This is a genomic window from Hyalangium sp. (genome assembly GCF_035629615.1).
In the GTDB taxonomy this organism is placed as follows: domain Bacteria; phylum Myxococcota; class Myxococcia; order Myxococcales; family Myxococcaceae; genus Hyalangium.
In genome coordinates this window covers 1-17,091 of record NZ_DASPHO010000120.1, presented here as the reverse complement: position 1 = coordinate 17,091, position 17,091 = coordinate 1, and the positions used below count along the sequence as shown (strand labels likewise).

Sequence of the window (17,091 nt, the reverse complement as noted above, 5' to 3'; positions counted from 1 at the left end):
TTGCCCGCGCCCGAGTCGCCGGTGATGAGCAGGAAGGGCTCGCCCTTGAAGCGCTCCAGCACCGCGCGCTGCTCGCGCCGGCGGCCGAAGAAGAGGGCGCGGTGCTCGGCCTCGAAGGCCTGGAGGCCGCGGTAGGGGTTGCCCTCGGGGATGACGCCGACAACGGTCTCGTCCCGGCCGATCTGCTCCAGCGCCTCGAGCATCGCCGCGGCCGAGGAGTAGCGCTCCGAGGGTTCTCGACGCAGGCAGCGATCGATGACGGCGGCAAAGCTCGGGTCGACGCCGGGAGCGGCCTCGGCGAGCGGGCGGGGCTCCCGGGAGCGCACCACGTCGGAGAGCTCGCCATACGCGGGCTGTCTCTCTAGCAGGCGGGGATACTGCCGTGGCGGGAGCGTGCCGGAGCAGAGCTCGTAGAGGAGCAGGCCCAAGGAGTAGAGATCGCTCCGCGGCGTCGCCGACGCACCTCGGAAGAGCTCGGGTGCCATGTAACGAGGTGTACCGGCGGCGCGTGCACTGCTCGGGCCCGTGGAGGATTGGGGATCGACGAGCTCGGCCAGGCCGAAGTCGAGCAGCTTCACTTCACCTGCGGCGGTGAGGAAGGCGTTGTCCGGCTTGAGGTCGCGGTGCAACACACCCTGACGGTGTGCCGCCGCGAGCCCACGGACCAGACCGATGCCCAGGCTCAAGGCCCGCCGCCAGGGCACGGGCAAGGGCAGCTCGGCCATGCTCTGCCCGACGAGGTACTCGGAGACGATATACGGGTGGCCCTCAACCTCACCGACACGGAAGACGGTCACGACATTGGGGTGCTGCAGGCGCGCGATGGCGCGAGCCTCGGTCATGAAGCGCTCTCGGGCCCGGGTGTTGGGCTGCTGCGAGGCGATGAACTTCACCGCCACCTGCCGGTCCAGGGAGCGGTCGTGCGCCAGGTAGACAACGCCCATGGCGCCGCGGCCCAGGCGACGGACCAGGTGGAACTCATCGAACGTGTTGGGCGGGGCCCATCCATCTGCGGAGGGTTCGGGTGGGGACTCCTGGCTGACCGCCTGGCTCAGGCTCCCCTGAGCGACCATGACGAGGAGCGCATGGCAGTTGTGGCAGTCGGCCACGTGGCGGTGGAGGCTGGCCCGAGTCTCCTCTTTCAGCCGTCCGCCCACCAGCTCGGCCATCAGCTCGTCAGTCAGGCAATGTAGATGAGCCTTCGCGACACTATGCGGCATGGGTGGCTCTGAGAGGACTCTGGAACGACACTATTCCATGCTCGCCCGCCCATGCTGGCGGTAGGCTCGGGATTCAGGAGACAGAATCCCAAGATGGCTGAGCCCCCCAAGGATGCTACGGAGTTCGAGCCCGTGCTTCGTCGCGCCTGGGAGACGGGGTGCCGCCGGTGGCCGCAAGTAGACCTGCCCGCGGACGTCTTCATTCGACATCTGCTCCGGCTGCTGCCCGAGGACTCTGACGAGGGCTCGCTCGAACTGCAGATCATGCCGTTGGATGTGGAAGGCCTCTATCTGGCGTGTGCCTGCGTGAATCATGTGCCGGGCGCCCTTGAGATGCTGGAGCGCAACTACCTGGCGAAGCTCCCGGCGTTGCTCGGGTACCTCAAGCTGTCGGCCGCAGTCCTCGACGAGGTCTGCCAGCGAGTCCGCACCCATCTCCTGGTGCGCACGCCGAAGGCTGGGTTTCGGCTCGCCGAGTACACGGGCCGTGGTGCGCTGCTGATCTGGATGCGTGTCATTGCCGTGCGCATGGCCATCCAGCAAGGCATCGCGACTCGGGAGACGTCGGATGAGAGAGCCCTTGCGGCTCTCGAGGCCGTGCCAGCGTCGGGAACGGACGCGGAGCTCGAATTCATCAAGCGCCGCTACGGCCACGAGTTCCGCCAAGCCGTGGGCGAGGCCTTTGCCGCGCTGTCGAGCGATCGGCGATATCTGCTCCGGCTGTATTTCATCGATCGGCTGCCGATGACCAAGATAGGGCCGCTGTTTGGCAAGGATCAGTCGACGATCTCTCGTTGGCTCAAGGAGGCCCGAGAGGGGGTCTACGACGACACGAAGCGCCGCCTCCAAGAGCGCCTCCGCCTTTCGTCTCATGAGTTCGAAAGCCTCATGGATGCGATCAAGAGCCGGTTCGAGATGAGCATGAGCCAGCTCTTGAAGGAGGAGAAAGAGAAGGATGAGGAGAACTGAGACTGTCTAACAAAAATGAGGTTTGAGACAATCTGGCCGAAGGGCCATAGCGCTCAGCCCCGACTTTTGTTAGGCGCTCCGAGCGGCGCTCGGGAGTCATGACGCAGATACGCTTGCCCTACGGTTCGAGCAGCTCCGCGCTGGCCAAGGGGCCGTTGCCAGCGTGGCCTCCGGCGACCAACACCTGGCCCGAAGGCAGCAGGCAGGCAGTATGGTGGGAACGGGCAGTGGTCAGAGTGGCGAAGGGCGACCATGTCTGGGAACCAGGGTCATACACTTCCGCGCTGGCGAGGGAGATGGCGGTCATGCCTCCCACCACCAGCACTTTTCCCGAGGGGAGTAGGGTCGCGGTATGATGGGCGCGAGCCGTGGCCATGGAGCCCACCTGCGACCAGCGGCCTGAGGCGGGATCGTAGAGCGCCGAATCGGAAGTGCCACCCCCCGCCACCAGGACTTGCCCTGAGGGAAGCAGCGTGGCCGTATGGTGGGCACGGCCCGTCATGGACGGAGAGCCCGCCAGCGTCCAAGAACCCGTCAATGGGTCATAGAGCTCCGCGTCGGCCAGCTCACCCCTGGGGCCGTATCCGCCCACGACAAGCACCTTGCCCGAAGGCAGCAGGGTCGCCGTATGCCCGTAGCGGCCTGTTCCCATGGCACCCGTCCGAGTCCACTTCTCAGGGGCTGCGCCGCCATACAACTCCGCGCTGGCCAGCGCGCCCCCAACTCCAAATCCGCCGACGATGAGCACCTTGCCTGAAGGCAACACAGTCGCGGTGTGCGCGGTGCGGATCTCGGCCATGCTGCCAGCCGGTGACCAGGACTGAGTGCTGGGTAGCGCCGGATCGTACAGCTCCGCGCTCTTGAGAGTGCCGTCAATGTTGTTGTACCCACCGGTCACCAGCACCTTGCCCAACGGGAGCACGCTGGCCGTGTGGCCCCTGCGAGCCTGGCGCATGTCATCCTTGGGAGACCAGGTGTGGGTCGCTGGGTCGTACTCCTCGACGGTGTTGTGTCCATCATGGGTGGTATAGCGGCCGGTCACTAGCACCTTGCCCGAGGGCAGCACGCTGGCCGCGTGGTCATGCCGGGCTATCACCATGTTGTCCGTGGAGACCCATTGAGGACATTTCCGGGAGATGTCGAAGGACATCGAGGAAGAGAGGCCCGAGGAATGGCGGATCGAGATCTGGAGGGAATGAGTGGTCAGGCCCTGCCCACATTCGGGAGCCGTCCAGCGGATCTCACTCGAAGTGGGGGTGTTGCTCGGGGCGCTGAAGGCTCCGACCTGGCTCTGCCAGAAAAACTCCAGGGTACCCTCGCGAGGCGAGCGGGCCCGGACGTGAAGAGTGACCGTCCCGCCTCCAGGCGTAGAGGAGGCAGACTTCCAGGACTCCAGAATCTCCGGGGGTGTGTCGAGAACGACACCCGCATCCTCCTGCTCGGAAACTCCGCCATCCGTTGGGATGAAACCTCCATCCTCTGCCGAAGGGTAGGACTCGGGAGGGGTGTCTTCTTCCGGCCATGAGGGGGACGGTTCCTGAGGACCCGGGCCGCAGCCATATACCGAGCCAAGGATGACCACCACGAGCAGCAAAGGCTGCGCGCTTCTGCGCACGTATTTCATGACCCCTCCAGGGATGACCGCTCATCGCGTCAGCAATTTGGAGGCCCAAGCAATGCAGGCCCTTCATGCGGCTTCCCATTCGGCAGGAGAGAGGTGGACCGCGGGCTATGCAGAGAATTTTTCGTGGCGAGACACTGCCAGCCCGTGAGGGGTGCCTCCAGACCCTGTCCGATCTCAAAGAGGGCGGAGCTGGGACACGAGGGGGTGGGGGCCGTGGCCCTGCTGGCACTGCTCGGAATGCTGCGCCTGCGCCGTCGGAGTCCCGGAAGCGCTAAGAGCCGAGCGCCTTTCGACTCAAGGCGTACGCTCCCCAGCTCAGTCCTGCGCTGAGAAGCAGCAACACCACTCCGATCAGATGTGCCACCAACACAAGATCGTCGTATTCACCCCCGCTTGTTCTGTGAACGATGACGAGGAGAAAGTACGCGGGTGGCAGAGCTGAGAACGCCAGCACCCACACCCCCAATGCGAGGATCCCCAGCAGGACGCGTTCCGTGGTCGTGCGCTTCACGCGTCAAGTCTGCGCCAGACGCGTCGGCTTCGGAAGAGGTGGCCTGGAACTGCTCGCCTGAACTCGCGCCATGCAAAGCAACCTCAGCCCCTACTTCCTCCTCAGCGCGCTCATGCCGCGAGAGCTTGCTATGGCACTCAGTGCCACCTCAACCTCCTGTGGCTCGGGACGCTGACACGGGCAGCAGGTGCTGTCACAGCAGAACCGCCCTGACGCGCCGCGCCAGTCCCCCTCCGAAGCTGCCATGGAGTCTGCCATCACAAATGCTGGTGTCCTGGGGGAACGCCTCCTCGCAGCGCCCTTTGACTGCCCCTGGCCGGTAGGCGAAGTTCCGCGAACCCATGCGACGCATCCCTGATGCCTCCCCCCGCGGCCGCGCCATCACCGTGGACCTCGAGGGCGAAGCCGTCCCCGCCGTCGAGGGCGAGCCCGTGGCGTGCTCCCTGCTCGCCGCCGGTGAGGACGTCCTCGCCCGCTCCATCAAGTATCACCGCCCCCGCGGCGCCTTCTGCTTCGCGGCCGCCTGCTCCCACTGCCTCATGCGCGTGGACGGCCTGCCCAACGTCTACACCTGCCGCACTCCCGCCCGCGCCGGCATGAGGCTGGAGCGCCAGAACGCCTTCCCCTCCGCCAAGATCGACCTGTTCGGCACCATCGACTGGTTCTTCCCCCGAGGACTGGATCACCACGAGATGTTCGCTGGCGTCCCCGTGGCCGAGCAGGTGATGGCCAAGGTGGCGCGACAGCTCGCGGGGCTCGGCCTCCTGCCCCCCCACGAGGCCCCGGCCCGGCTCCCTGCACGGATCCTTCGCATTCGCGTGGCCGTGGTCGGCGGCGGCGCGGCAGGGCTGGCCGCAGCGAAGGTGCTCTCCGAGCGCGGTGTCCCCTTCCTCCTCCTCGAGCGAGATGAGCGCGTCGGCGGCCGGCTGACCCGAGGCGCTCCCCTGCCCGACGATCCCGCCGTCCCCGAGGTGGCCTCCCTCCCCAAGGGCAGCGTCCTCACCCGCACGCACGCGATCGGCCTCTACGATGACGAGGGCGGCCGCTTCCTGGCCGCGGTCGCGCAGGAGCCCGAGGGGCTGCGCTTCCTCCAGATCCACGCGGACCGCATCCTGCTCGCGCCCGGCGGCCACCCGGGGCTCCTGCCCTTCGAGAACAACGATCTGCCCGGTGTCTACGCAGGCCGCGCCGCCAGCATGCTCCTGCGCGAGCATGACGTCGCCCCGAAGGCGGCGGCGCTGGTCGGGTGGGGCCCGGAGCTCCACGCCCTCGCCCGTCTGCTGGAGACCCACCGCACGAAGGTGACGGCGGTGGTGGATCTCCGAGGCCCGCTGCCCGGTGGCGCGCACTCCACGGCCTGCGTGGGCAGCGAGCCCAAGGCACACGGGCTCAAGAGGGTGGGCTCCTTCAGCTTCACCCGCGAGAACGGGAAGCGGAAGAAGGTGGACTGCGACGCGGTGCTCGTCTCGATCCCCCCCAGTCCCAGCTTCGAGCTGGCCCGCCAAGGAGGCGCAACCGTGAACTTCGACGCCGAGCGCGGCCTCTTCGCGGTGCAGGCGGAGGCGAATGGCAGCACCGCCGCCCCGGACCTCTTCGTCGCGGGAGACATCACCGGCGGTGGTACGGCGAGAGAGGCTGCGGCCGCGGGTGCACGCGCAGCCGAGGCGCTCATTGGAGGGCTGTCATGAGCAAGGCGCTGATCTGCTCCTGTGAGGACGTCACCGTCGAGGACGTCCGACACGCGCTGTCCCGGGGCTACAACGATGTGGAGTCGGTGAAGCGCTACACCGGCTTCGGCACCGGCATCTGCCAGGGCAAGAGCTGCCTGGCCGCCGTGGCGGCGTTGATCGCCAAGGAGGGCCCCCTCAAGCCACCGGGGATCCAGCCCTTCACCCCCCGTCCCCCGCTCTACCCCACCGAGATGTCCCTCTTCGCCACCACGCCCGTGGACGAGTCCCGGCCTCCCGTGGGCGGCGTGCCCGAGGAGCTCGGCACCTTCCCGCCCGCGCTGCGCCCAGCGGCTCCCCTGCCCTCCAAGGCCAGGGTCGTCATCATCGGCGGAGGGGTGATGGGGCTGGCCCTGGCCTACAACCTCAGCCTGCGCGGAGAGACGGACGTGGTGGTGCTGGAGCGCGGCTACCTCTGCGCGGGCGCCTCCGGCCGCAATGGCGGCGGCGTGCGCATGCAGTGGGGCACCTCCGCCAACATCGAGCTGGCCAGGCGCTCCATCGATCTGATGAAGCAGTTCGCCCGGGATCTCGGCATCAACGTGTGGCTGCGCCAGGGCGGCTACCTCTTCCTCGCCAAGACGGCGAGCGTGGCCAAGCGCCTGGAGCGCAACGCCGCGCTCCACAACAAGCACGGCGTCCCCACCCGCATCATCACCGCCGACGCCGCCCGAGAGATCGTCCCCGGCCTGACGATGAAGGGCGTGCTCACGGCCTGCTTCAACCCGGAGGACGGCGTCATCTTCCCCTGGCCCTTCCTCTGGGGCTACGCCCAGCACTGCCTGAAGAAGGGCATCAAGGTCGAGACCTTCACGAACGTGACGGGCTTCGAGAGCTCCGGTGGCCTGGTGCGCAAGGTGAAGACGGATCGCGGCGACATCGCCTGCGACACAGTGGTGCTCGCCGCGGGCGCCTGGAGCCCCGAGATCGCGAAGCTGGCGGACGTGAAGCTGCCCAACGAGCCCCACCGCCACGAGATCCTCAGCACCGAGCCCCTCAAGCCCTTCCTGGGGCCGCTGGTGTCCGTGCTGGACTCGGGCCTGTACTTCAGCCAGTCCATGCGCGGCGAGATCGTCGGCGGCATGGGCGACCCGAAGGAGCCCGCTGGGCTCAACATGGGCTCCACCCTGCGCTTCGTGGCCCGCTTCTCCCAGGCCCTCATGGAGCAGCTCCCCCAGGTGGGCCACGTGAAGGTGCTGCGCCAGTGGGCCGGCTGCTACGACGTGACGCCGGACAACAACCCCGTGCTCGGCCGCACCCCCGGCCTGGAGAACCTCCTCCAGATGTCCGGCTTCGTCGGCCACGGCTTCATGATGGCCCCCGCCGTCGCCGAGCGGATGGCCGCGTGGATGGCCACCGGCGAGCACGATGAGCTCTTCCACCGCTTCAACCTGCGCCGCTTCACCTCGGGCCGGATCGAGCGCGGTGAGGACATGATCATCGGCTAGCCACTACGGGCTTTCCCTGTATTGAACCTGAACAGATAAAGAAGGCGACTGTCCTGGAAGACGCCACCTCAGTACCTTCTTGTAAAAGTCTGAACTCTCAGGGAAACCTGCCCGGACTGTTCAATCTCTTTACATCCTGGGATCGGCCACGGGTGTTGCCTTGCTCCAGCCGTAGGGTGCCCCCTCCGCCTCATTTCCAATAAATCCAGGCATTTAATTCGTTGGCACGGCAGGTGCTAGTACATATGCTGCAGATACCTTCACCCCAGGCGTAATCCCCTGCTGGACGGCGGATTGGCTGGGAAGACGGGTATCCAGACATCCCCCGCTGCCTGGCGGAGCGATCAGTGCTGAGAACAGGGTGAATCCCCCCATCCTGTTCTCGGCCCTCGCTGCTGGGCGGAGCGACCGGCGCTGAGGACAGGGTGAATCCCCCCACCCTGTCCTCGCCCAAGGCGGCAGCCTCCCCAACTGCCGCCATTTTTTTTCTCCTTCGCGCTACGCCGGAGAGGGCGTCCCCTGCTGCAGCCGGCCTGGGCTCCCGGTCAGTGCTGGCACCGCTGTGCCGGAGTGCTCCCGGCGCTCCCGCCCCACCCACCGGCCCAGCGACCGCCGCACCCGGCGCGGGAGGCGAGGCAGCAGCTGCATCACCCAGCGGTGGCCCCACCCCGGGTACACGAGCGGCTCCCCGCGCTCGAAGCCAGCGAGGGCCTCACGGGCACACCGCTCCGCAGACACGTGGAAGAAGGGCCTGGGCCCCGAGCGCTCCCCTTCCGCTGAGAGCGCTGCATCGATCACGGGCCCTGGAGCCACCTGCGTGACGAAGACTCCGGCGCCCTCTACCTCCAGGCGCAGAGACTCGATGAACCCGTCCAGACAGCGCTGGGTGGCCACGTAGGTCGCGGCGCCGGGCAGGAACAGCTGGCTGGCACCCGCGCCCACGTAGAGGAGGCCCCCCCGCCCCTGAGACAGCATGGACCCGAGCAGCCTCCGGATGAGGAGCAGGGGCGACACCACATTGACCATGAGCATCCGCTCGATGCTGCCCCACCTCTGCCCCACGAACAGATCCTGCTCCACGACGCTGGCGGCGCTCACCAGCACATCCACGGTGATGAAGTGCCGCGCCAGCTCCGAGAGCATGTCACCCACCTCTCCGGGCCGCGAGATGTCGCAGGCGAGCAGGATCACCCCCAGGGTGGGGTTGTGCTCCTGCAGCTCGGCCTTGAGAGCCTCCAGCTGCCCCACCCCAGGAGACACGAGCACCAGCGTCCGCGCCCGGTGGGCCAGCTGACGGGCGATCTCTCGTCCAACACCCGAGCTGGCCCCGGTGATGAGCACGGTTCCGGAGTCGAGGGGGGGACGCATGAGTTCCTCCTGGGGGTAGGTGGGTGCGATGCCAACGGTCTCGAACGGAAAGGTAAGACCGTGGACTCGGCGGCCACACCTTGCCATGGACGGGCAACGAGGGGAGCGGGCGCACGCAGGCTCTGCGCTCCGCCCGAGGGCGCTCGCAAGGTTTGCGCCCGGACACGCGCGCTTCCCAGTGTGTTGATGGCACGCTTCTTCCTAAGAGCGCGGTGGCATTCCCCCCGGGGGAGTGCACAAGAGCATCTCTGCACAGGAGGAGCACCCTCATGCCCGCGCCGTCCCGAATCCTCGTTCCCGTAGACCTGTCTGACGGTTCCCAGGCGCTCATCGACTACGCCATCCAGCTCGCCAGGCCTTTCAATGCAGCCCTCGAGATCATCCATGCCTGGGAGCCTCCCCAGTACGTGGCGCCGGATCTGCTCGTGGCTGCCCCGGGGTGGAACTCCCAGTCGCTCGAGCAGGTCGCCGTCGATGCCGCCACCAAGGCGCTGAACGAGCTGGCGGCGAAGATCCAGAGCCCACCCGTCCCCCTCAAGCACCGGGTCGTCGTGGGCGAGGCGACGTCCACCATCCTGCGCGTCGCCGAGGAGGGAAAGCACGATCTCATCATCATGGGCACCCATGGCCGCCGTGGGCTGCCGCGCCTGCTGCTGGGGAGCGTGGCCCAGAAGATCGTCGCGCGGGCCCACTGCCCTGTGCTCACCCTGCACCTCTACGAAGCGGCGAAGTAGCGGCTCAGGGCTTCCACGAGACGTGGTACGTCACCTCATGGCCCTGGGTGGCCACGAGCTTCACCTCGATCTGCTCCACACCGCAGAGCCCGACGGCCCCGTGGACCATCCCCCGGAAGTAGCCCGGGCGGGTGGTGAAGTTGAACCACAGCTCATAGTGCGTGGGCCCAAGCCGTTTCAGCCGCGTCTCGGTGAAGTTGTTGGCGGTGCGGAAGCTGCGGCTCATGCGCTCGACGGTCCGGTGCGGGCCGATGACCCGCGTCACTCCCTTGAGGGCCCGCCCCATCATCGTCTGCGTGGAGTAGGCGCTGATGAAGGCGCGCCCCACCTCGAAGTCCGCCTCGGCCGGAGGCAGGTCCGGCCAGTGCTGGTGTGCAATGAAGCCGATCAGCGCGGAGTAGATGTCCACCGGGTAGGCCGGAAGCAGCGGCTTGCTCAGGTCGATGCCCAGCGCATCCAGCGCGGCGACCTGGGCGTGCGGGATCGGTCGCTTCAACGTCAGAAGCAGACTCTCTACCGTATGATCGAAAACGAGCTTCTCAGCCACGCCGGCTTCATATAACGGACTGCGGCGTGATGCGCCCGGAGAAGAACTCCTCTCGGCGGCTTCACGAGATCAGGAACAGCACCACCCCGCGTCCCCGCCAGGGCTGAGCATGCTCACCGCGGCCTTCGCTTGAGAGGACGCGGCTTCGAGGCCGGCGGCGGCTTCGGCGCCTCTTCGTGCGAGCTGAGCCAGGTGGTGATCTCAGCCACCTCCTCGGGCTTCTCCAGCTTCACGTACCGCTCGCGCGCCTTCCGGGCCTCCGCGCGCGCCTGCTCCGGCGCCTGGCCCACGTCCCACAGGGCCTTGGCCAGGGCGAACTCCGTCTGCGCCAGCCCCTCCGGCTCGGCATCCTCGTAGGCCAGCGCCTTGCGCAGCGGCGCGAGGGCCTCCTGGGCCTTCCCCGCGGCCAGCAGCGCCTGGCCGATCCCGTCGTAGGAGTACGTCAGATCCGAGTGCTCCTCGCCCAGCACCTTGCGCTTGATCTCCAGGGCCTCGGTGAACGTCTTCACGGCCTCGTCATGCCGCTTGAGCGCGATGAGGCTCATTCCCAGCTCGTCCAGCGTGTCGGCCACGGCCGGATGCTCGGGCCCCTGCGTCGCCCGGCGCACCTCGAGCGCCTGCTTCACGTGCGCCAGCGCCTTCTCCAGATCGCCGCTCTCGCGGTACGCCGAGGCCAGCATGGTGTGGCGGGTGGCCACCTCGGGGTGCTGCTGGCCCTTGGAGGCCTCCGTCTGCTGGAGCGACTCGGTGAACAGCTTGATGGAGCGCGGGTAGTCCGCCATGCGCAGCGCCACCAGCCCCAAGCCGTGGCTCACCTTTGCACGCTTCGGATCCTCCGGCCCCAGGGTGGACTCCACCAGCGCCCGGGCCCTCTCGAAGTAGTCCCAGGACTCCTGGTAGCGGCCCCGCTGCAGCGCCACGTACCCCAGGTTCCCCATCAGATCGAGCGCCAGCGGTGGCTCTCCGCCCATGCGCTTCAGGATCGCCAGGCCGACCTTGCCCCAGCGCTCCGCCTCCTTCGGGAAGCCGTTGCTGGCAAACCCGAAGATGAGCTTGGTGAGCGCCTCCAGCCGGATCCGATCAGAGCGGCTCGACTCGGCGGCGTCGAAGGCCTGCTCCAGCTGCAGGATGCCCTCCTCCACCTCTCCGCTCTGCAGCAGCAACCAGCCCAGGTGGTAGCGCAGCTCGGCCTGGAGCGGGAGGTACGTGGAGGCGACCACCTCGGGCTCGAGCTTCCGGGCCAGCTCCACGCCGGCCTTGTAGCGGCCCGCATCATGGAGCGCCTTCACCTCGGCCATCCGCCCGCCGAGCTGCTCGATGGTGGCCCGCAGGGCTGGATCCGCCGGCAGCGGGGGTTGCTCGGCCAGCGAGGCAATGTCCTGGCAGGGCTGCAGCGAAGGCAGGGCCGAGGCCGCATCCACCGCCTTCTCCACCACCTTGCCGTCCGCCTCGGTGAGCAGGCTCGCCAGCGCCCCGAGATCCTTGCGGCGGCGATCCAGACACACCATCCGCATGGAGAGCAGCTCCTCCGTCTGCTCTCCCCGCACGCGGGTGGCCTCACACGCCTCGGTGTGCATGCCCGTCCACGCGCTCGCGTACCCGTCCAGGAGACGCGTCACCTTCTGGGCCGCCTCCGCCGCGAAGGGCGTGCCGGTGGCGCTGAAGGCCGCCTGCAGCTTCGAGTGCGACGCCGGTCCCCACGCGGAGGCCACGAGCGTCTCCGCTCCCGCGCACACCTGGCTCTGCTGATAGACGTGCAGGCCCACGCCCGCCGCGGCCAGCGCCAGCGCCCCTCCCACCGCGATCGCTCCGCGCCGCTGCCCCCGGCGCTGTTGCTGCGAGAGCGCCTCGAGCAGCGCCTCCATGGAGGGGAAGCGATCCTCCGGGTTCAGCGACAGCCCGCGCATCACCGAGCGGCGCACCCACGCCGGCACGTTGGCGTCCGCGGGCGGCTCGTGCGCGGCGGTGGTATGCGGCAGCCGGCGCACGCTCTCCCCCGTCCCGGCCGCAGTCCCCCGCGAGCTCTGCGCCGCCGTCCGAGCCACCTGCCGGGGCTCGAAGGGGCGCTTGCGGAAGATGGCCCAGTACAGTGAGGCGCAGAAGGCGAACTGATCCGCGCGCCCGTCCACCTCCGTGCCCAGGTACTGCTCCGGCGGCATGTACTGGGGCGTGCCCATGATGAGGCTGCTCTCCGGCAGCGCCAGCGCGATCGGCTCGCCGCCCCGCTCCTCGAGCCCCTCGTCCTCGCCGCTGAGGGCCTGCTCTTCCTCCCCCGCCACCTGGGCGAGCCGCGCCAGGCCGAAGTCCAGCACGCACACGCGGCCGTGCTCGCCCACGAGCACGTTGGAGGGCTTGAAGTCCCGGTGCACCAGCCCCGCCTTGTGCGCCGCCACCAGCCCCTGGCCCGCATCCAGGAAGACGCGGAGGATCTCCGAAAGCGTGTGCTGCTCCTTGCGGATCCACGTGCTCAGGGTGCGGCCCTGGATGAACTCCATGGCCACGAAGACCTGGTTGGCGTAGGTGCCCACGTCGTAGACGGAGATGACGTTGGGGTGGGAGATGCGGGCCATGGCCTGCGCCTCCCGCAGCATCCACGAGCGCGAGCTGTTCCCATCCGGCGTCTGCTTGTCCGGACGCAGCAGCTTGAGGGCTACCTTGCGATCCAGGTCCGGATCATAGGCCGAGTACACCACGCCCATGCCGCCCTGCCCCAGGGGCTTGAGCAGCACGTAGCGCTCGATGCTCGTGCCCCGCTCCAGCTCGTAGGCCTCCTCCGGGCCCGCATCCGAGGGCTGGGACGCGATGGACGGCGAAGGCGAAGGCCGGGACCGGGAGGCATGCCCACGGGCCTCGCGGGTGGGCAGGTCGGGGTCGGCGTTCTTCGGTGGAACGCGGGGCTCGGTCTTGGAGTCCTCCATGGCTCGCGCATCCTAGGGCAGGACTGCAGGCCCTAGAAGGCACTCCCCGTCGTCTTCTTGCCGATGCCTGGATCCTTCTTGTCTGCCTGCTTGACCTTCTCCACCACCCGGCGGTCCTTGTCGGAGCCGCTGTTCTCGAGCTGGGCCAGCGTCTGGTAGGCGTCGCGATCCCCGCCCGCCTTGCGCTGCCGGAGCTGCGAGGCGAACTCGTCCTCGTCCTGATCGTCGGCCGTCACGGGCCCCGTGGGTGCCTCGGGCTGCCCCTTCTTGCTGTAGCGGATGTCGAGGCCGAAGTCGTTGCGCTGCTCATTCTCCTCCATGAGCTCGTTGCGCTCCTCGGTCTCGGGCTGCCGGAACTCGGTGTCGACGCCCTCGAACACGTCCTTCGTCACCGAGAAGGCGGTCGGGTTGGGAGCCTTGGCCTGGGGGGCTCGGGGCGCAAAGGTGTCCACCGGGTTCCTGGGAACCGCCGACCGGGTCGCCGGGGCCGGAGCCGGAGCCGGAGGAGCGGGCCGCTTGCCCTCCGCCGGGCTGGAGATGGGGATCAGCATGCCCCCATCCGGCGGGGCCTTGAGAACGGCGTCGCGGAGCTGATCCGGGGTGACGACATAGGGCTTCTTGGAGAGCGGATCCGAGACGGTGTAGTTGCCGTCGCGCGTCTTCCCCTCGATGAGGACGTAGTGCGCATTGTCCTCGTCCACCCCGTGGGCATCGGACGCACGGACCTGAGCGATGACCTTGTGGCCCTGGCTCAGGTGTTCGTTCAGATCGGCGTCATCGTAGTCAGCCCCGAGCGCCTCACCGGCCGGGGGCACGTCGATGCGCTTGAGCATCCGCGTCAGCCCCTCCGCGTCGGCCCCCTCCTTGGTGACGATGCCCTTGCCGAGCTGCTGGATGAGCTGGGCGTCGTTGAGCCCCTCCATGCGCCCCCACCCACGCGCCACCATGGCCACGACGGCCGGCCCGCAGTTGAAGGCGCCGTTGACGTAGTCCTTCCCGGCCCCGTTGGGACGGAGCTGGTTGATGTGCGAGGTGGGCTGCCACCCGCCCGGGGTGCTCTTGGCTGGGGGGGGGGGAATCCGCGGCAGCTCAGTGGTGGTCGTGCGGCGAATGCTCATAAATCGCGCCTTCGTGAATCGTGAGGGGGTGCCAGGCTCCTAGAAGCCGTCTCCGGTCATCTTCTTGCCGGTTCCTGGATCCTTCTTGTCCGACTGCTCGACCATGTCCAGGATGCGGCGGTCTCTCGCAGAGGTGCTGTTCTCGAGCTGTGCCAGGGTCTCATACACGCTCTCGTCCCCGCGGGCCTTGCGGGCCAGCAGCTCTCGGGCGACCTCGTTCTCGTTTCGGTCCTCCCGGGAGATGTTGTCCTTCTTCCCCGAGGATCGAGGACCCTGATGGCCAGGGCGATCGTAGCGGACGTCCAGGTCGTAATGGTTGCGGCGCTCGTTGTGCTCCATGCGCGAGTTCCGGGTCCTGCGCGTGGGCTCCTTGAACTCGGTATCGACGTCCTTGAGCGCCTCTTCTGGGGCTGTGAAGGCCTCCTCGCTGGGCTCATCGGCGGGGGGCGGGGCCACCACGGTCGGCTCAGGGCTGGCGATCGGCTTCTCCGCCAGCGCGGGCAGCTTGGGCGCAACGGGCCCGGTGATGGGAACCTCCGTCAGAGAGGGCCTCCGGACGGGTCCGAAGGTGTCAACCGCCAGCTCAGGCTGGGTCACCCTCCGGGCCACCGACGGATTGATCGCCGGCATCTCCGTCAGCGTGGCCTTCCGAGGCGCCACGGGGCCCACCATCGGCATCTCCGTCAGCGAGGGCTTCCGGGTTGGCCCAAAGGCGTCGACCGCCAGCTCAGGCGGGGTGGGCTTCCGGGGCGCCACAGGGCCCACCGCCGGCATCTCCGTCAGAGAAGGCCTCCGGACAGCCCCAAACGTGTCGACCGGGACCTCGGGCTGGGTCGGCTTCCGGGCCACCGCCGGACCGATCGCCGGCATCTCCGTCAGCGTAGCCCTCCGGGCCCCCGTGGAGCCGACCGCCGGCATCTCCGTCAGCGTGGCCCTCCGGGCCGCGGAGCCGACCGCAGGCATCTCTGTCAGCGTGGGGCTCTTGGCCGCAGGGTTGGCGGCGACCGTTCGGGGCGCCGCGAGTCCCTTGTCCACCGTGGGGGCGGCCGGAGCCGTGGCCGCGGCGAGCGCCTTGGCCTCCGCCGGGCTGGCGACGGGGATCAGCATTCCCCCATCGGGTGGGGCCTTGAGGACAGCCTCCTTGAGCTGCTTCGGAGAGGCTACATAGGTCCTGTTGGACAGGGGATCCGAGACGATGTAGTTGCCCCTCGGCGTCATCCCCTGGATGAGGACATAGTGCGCACTGTCCTGGCCACGCGCGCTGCGGTCCGTCGTGCGAACCTGGGCGATGAGCATGTGGCCCTGGTTCAGGTGCTGCTTCAGGTCCGCTTCGCTGTAGTTGGCGGCCAGAGCGTCGCCGGCCAGGGGCACGCCGGCGCGCTCCAGCATTTGCGTCACGCCCTGCGCATCCGTTCCCTCGCGGGTGACGATGTCCTGTCCGAGCTGCGAGATGAGCTGGGCGTCCGTGAGATCGCTATGGGCCCCATGACCGCGCGCCAGCATCGCGACCACCGTCGGTGCACAGTTGTAGGCACCGTTCACATAGTTCTGGTCAGCCCCTCGGGGGTGGACCTGGTTGATATGTGGGACGGGCTGCCAACCCTTGGAGGCCGCCTCGGGCCGCAGGGCCGTGGCTGAAGCCCTCGAGTGCTCGGAATGGGAGCGGACGTTGACAGTCATAGAACCCTTTGGTCGATCTGGTGCGCCATCTTGTTTTTCGGGTTGGGCGAAAAAAAGTTTCCTCCCCCCCTCCGATTTTTGGGATCAGGCGGCGCGGGCCCCCTCTTCTGCACCCGGTCCGGCGTTCGTCAGGGGGAGCAGGGAGGCCCGGAGGGCGAGGATCTGCTCCCGGGCCAGGGCCTTGAGCCGCTCCACGTCCGCCAGCGTCATGCCCTGGGTGGAGATGGGCGTCCCCACCGTCACCAGGCCCTTGGCGGTGGCAAACCGCCAGGAATGCTTGGGCAGCGCCCGCCGCGTCCCGCTCACGGCCAGCGGTAGCACATCCGCCCCTGTCTCAATGGCCAGCCGGAACGCCCCGTCCTTGAAGGGCAACAGCTCCTCCGTCTTCGAGCGGGTGCCCTCCGGGAAGATCATCACCGGCATGCCCTTCTCCAGCCACCTGACGCACCGCGCCATGGCGTCCTTGGCGGAGTCCTGGTCTCCGCGCGTCACGGGGATGTCCCCGGCCAGCCACATGCTCCAGCCGACCACGGGGATCTTGAAGAGGCTGGCCTTGCCCAGCCACTTCATCTCCCAGGGCAGGAAGGAGATGAGGAAGGGGTCCGCGTTGGACTCGTGGTTGCTCACCACCACGGTGCGCGGGGCCATGCGCTCCGGCACCGGGCCATGCACCCCAAAGCGCCAGTAGGGGGTGAGCTTCGAGGACACCACGGCGACCAGCCGGAAGCACCGCCCGGTAATGACCCTGCGGCGATCGAAGGGCCAGGTGAGCACCGCGAGCACGAGCTGGACGCAGAAGCCCACCAGCGACATCAGGGCAATCTCCAACCACGTCCAGATCGAGAGCAGAGCATTCATGAGGGGGGAGCAGTTACCGGATCTTCGGATCCAGATCCACGCTCACCGGACAATGGTCCGAGCCGAGCACCTCGGGGTGGAGGGCCGCGCGCTTCACGAAGGGCATGGCCCCGTGCGAAGCCAGCACGTAGTCCAGCCTCCAGCCGATGTTGCGCGCCCGGGCGTCTACCCGCTGCGTCCACCAGGAGTAGTGCCCGCCGCCCTTGTGAAAGTGCCGGAACGTGTCCACCCAGCCAGCGCGGATCCACCGATCGAACTCCTCGCGCTCCTCGGGGCGGAAGCCGCTCGTCTCGCGGTTGTCCTTGGGCCGGGCCAGATCGATCTCCTGGTGCGCGGTGTTGAAGTCGCCGACGACCAGGAGGCGCTCCC

General features: G+C 68.2%; 14 protein-coding genes. 4 read left to right on the top strand and 10 right to left on the bottom strand.

The window, feature by feature from the left end; translation table 11 throughout:
* On the bottom strand, positions 1-1,220 hold a 1,220-nt coding region (locus VD972_RS05865), incomplete at its 3' end, for a serine/threonine-protein kinase (RefSeq protein ID WP_324982004.1).
* Between the two features lie 93 nt (positions 1,221-1,313).
* Here VD972_RS05865 and VD972_RS05860 point away from each other — a divergent pair.
* Entirely contained in the window at positions 1,314-2,189 is an 876-nt protein-coding gene (locus tag VD972_RS05860; protein WP_324982003.1) for a sigma-70 family RNA polymerase sigma factor, read from the top strand.
* A 118-nt stretch (positions 2,190-2,307) separates the two neighbouring features.
* Here VD972_RS05860 and VD972_RS05855 read toward each other — a convergent pair whose 3' ends face one another.
* A complete protein-coding gene (locus tag VD972_RS05855) occupies positions 2,308-3,288 on the bottom strand; it encodes a Kelch repeat-containing protein (protein WP_324982000.1) in 981 nt (326 codons plus the stop codon).
* A gap of 796 nt (positions 3,289-4,084) precedes the next feature.
* A complete protein-coding gene (locus VD972_RS05850; RefSeq protein ID WP_324981998.1) occupies positions 4,085-4,324 on the bottom strand; it encodes a hypothetical protein in 240 nt (79 codons plus the stop codon).
* Positions 4,325-4,665: 341 nt separating this feature from the next.
* Here VD972_RS05850 and VD972_RS05845 point away from each other — a divergent pair, with 341 nt between their 5' ends.
* Positions 4,666-6,012 (top strand): 2Fe-2S iron-sulfur cluster-binding protein, encoded by a 1,347-nt coding sequence (locus tag VD972_RS05845; protein WP_324981995.1) that lies wholly within the window; start codon positions 4,666-4,668, stop codon positions 6,010-6,012.
* Positions 6,009-7,499: an FAD-dependent oxidoreductase gene (locus VD972_RS05840; protein WP_324981992.1), complete on the top strand. Its 1,491-nt coding sequence runs from the start codon at positions 6,009-6,011 to the stop codon at positions 7,497-7,499. Before VD972_RS05845 ends, VD972_RS05840 begins: the two co-directional genes overlap by 4 nt.
* A 498-nt stretch (positions 7,500-7,997) precedes the next feature.
* Here VD972_RS05840 and VD972_RS05835 read toward each other — a convergent pair whose 3' ends face one another.
* Positions 7,998-8,867 carry an SDR family NAD(P)-dependent oxidoreductase gene (locus tag VD972_RS05835; protein ID WP_324981989.1) on the bottom strand — a complete coding sequence of 290 codons (870 nt, stop codon included), beginning with the start codon at positions 8,865-8,867 and terminating at the stop codon, positions 7,998-8,000.
* Between the two features lie 269 nt (positions 8,868-9,136).
* Between VD972_RS05835 and VD972_RS05830 the strand changes: the two genes are divergently transcribed.
* Positions 9,137-9,601, top strand: a complete 465-nt coding sequence (locus VD972_RS05830) for a universal stress protein (RefSeq protein WP_324981986.1) — start codon at positions 9,137-9,139, stop codon at positions 9,599-9,601.
* Between the two features lie 4 nt (positions 9,602-9,605).
* Here VD972_RS05830 and VD972_RS05825 read toward each other — a convergent pair whose 3' ends face one another.
* The 6 genes from VD972_RS05825 to VD972_RS05800 form a co-directional block, all read right to left on the bottom strand.
* Positions 9,606-10,148, bottom strand: a complete 543-nt coding sequence (locus tag VD972_RS05825; protein WP_324981983.1) for a DUF2378 family protein — start codon at positions 10,146-10,148, stop codon at positions 9,606-9,608.
* 113 nt (positions 10,149-10,261) lie between these two features.
* Entirely contained in the window at positions 10,262-13,066 is a 2,805-nt protein-coding gene (locus VD972_RS05820) for a serine/threonine-protein kinase (protein ID WP_324981980.1), read from the bottom strand.
* 32 nt (positions 13,067-13,098) lie between these two features.
* Positions 13,099-14,184, bottom strand: a complete 1,086-nt coding sequence (locus VD972_RS05815) for a cysteine peptidase family C39 domain-containing protein (RefSeq protein WP_324981977.1) — start codon at positions 14,182-14,184, stop codon at positions 13,099-13,101.
* 39 nt (positions 14,185-14,223) lie between these two features.
* A complete protein-coding gene (locus VD972_RS05810; RefSeq protein WP_324981975.1) occupies positions 14,224-15,864 on the bottom strand; it encodes a C39 family peptidase in 1,641 nt (546 codons plus the stop codon).
* Between the two features lie 84 nt (positions 15,865-15,948).
* Positions 15,949-16,722, bottom strand: a complete 774-nt coding sequence (locus VD972_RS05805; protein ID WP_324981973.1) for a lysophospholipid acyltransferase family protein — start codon at positions 16,720-16,722, stop codon at positions 15,949-15,951.
* A 13-nt stretch (positions 16,723-16,735) separates the two neighbouring features.
* On the bottom strand, positions 16,736-17,091 hold a 356-nt coding region (locus VD972_RS05800; RefSeq protein WP_324981970.1), incomplete at its 5' end, for an exodeoxyribonuclease III.

Coding starts and splice junctions, on each gene's coding strand:
- VD972_RS05860 (WP_324982003.1), top strand. CDS start 1,314: ATGGCTGAGCCCCCCAAGGATGCTACGGAGTTCGAGCCCGTGCTTCGT.
- VD972_RS05855 (WP_324982000.1), bottom strand. CDS start 3,288: ATGGTGATAGCCCGGCATGACCACGCGGCCAGCGTGCTGCCCTCGGGC.
- VD972_RS05845 (WP_324981995.1), top strand. CDS start 4,666: ATGCGACGCATCCCTGATGCCTCCCCCCGCGGCCGCGCCATCACCGTG.
- VD972_RS05840 (WP_324981992.1), top strand. CDS start 6,009: ATGAGCAAGGCGCTGATCTGCTCCTGTGAGGACGTCACCGTCGAGGAC.
- VD972_RS05835 (WP_324981989.1), bottom strand. CDS start 8,867: ATGCGTCCCCCCCTCGACTCCGGAACCGTGCTCATCACCGGGGCCAGC.
- VD972_RS05830 (WP_324981986.1), top strand. CDS start 9,137: ATGCCCGCGCCGTCCCGAATCCTCGTTCCCGTAGACCTGTCTGACGGT.
- VD972_RS05820 (WP_324981980.1), bottom strand. CDS start 13,066: ATGGAGGACTCCAAGACCGAGCCCCGCGTTCCACCGAAGAACGCCGAC.
- VD972_RS05815 (WP_324981977.1), bottom strand. CDS start 14,184: ATGAGCATTCGCCGCACGACCACCACTGAGCTGCCGCGGATTCCCCCC.
- VD972_RS05810 (WP_324981975.1), bottom strand. CDS start 15,864: ATGACTGTCAACGTCCGCTCCCATTCCGAGCACTCGAGGGCTTCAGCC.
- VD972_RS05805 (WP_324981973.1), bottom strand. CDS start 16,722: ATGAATGCTCTGCTCTCGATCTGGACGTGGTTGGAGATTGCCCTGATG.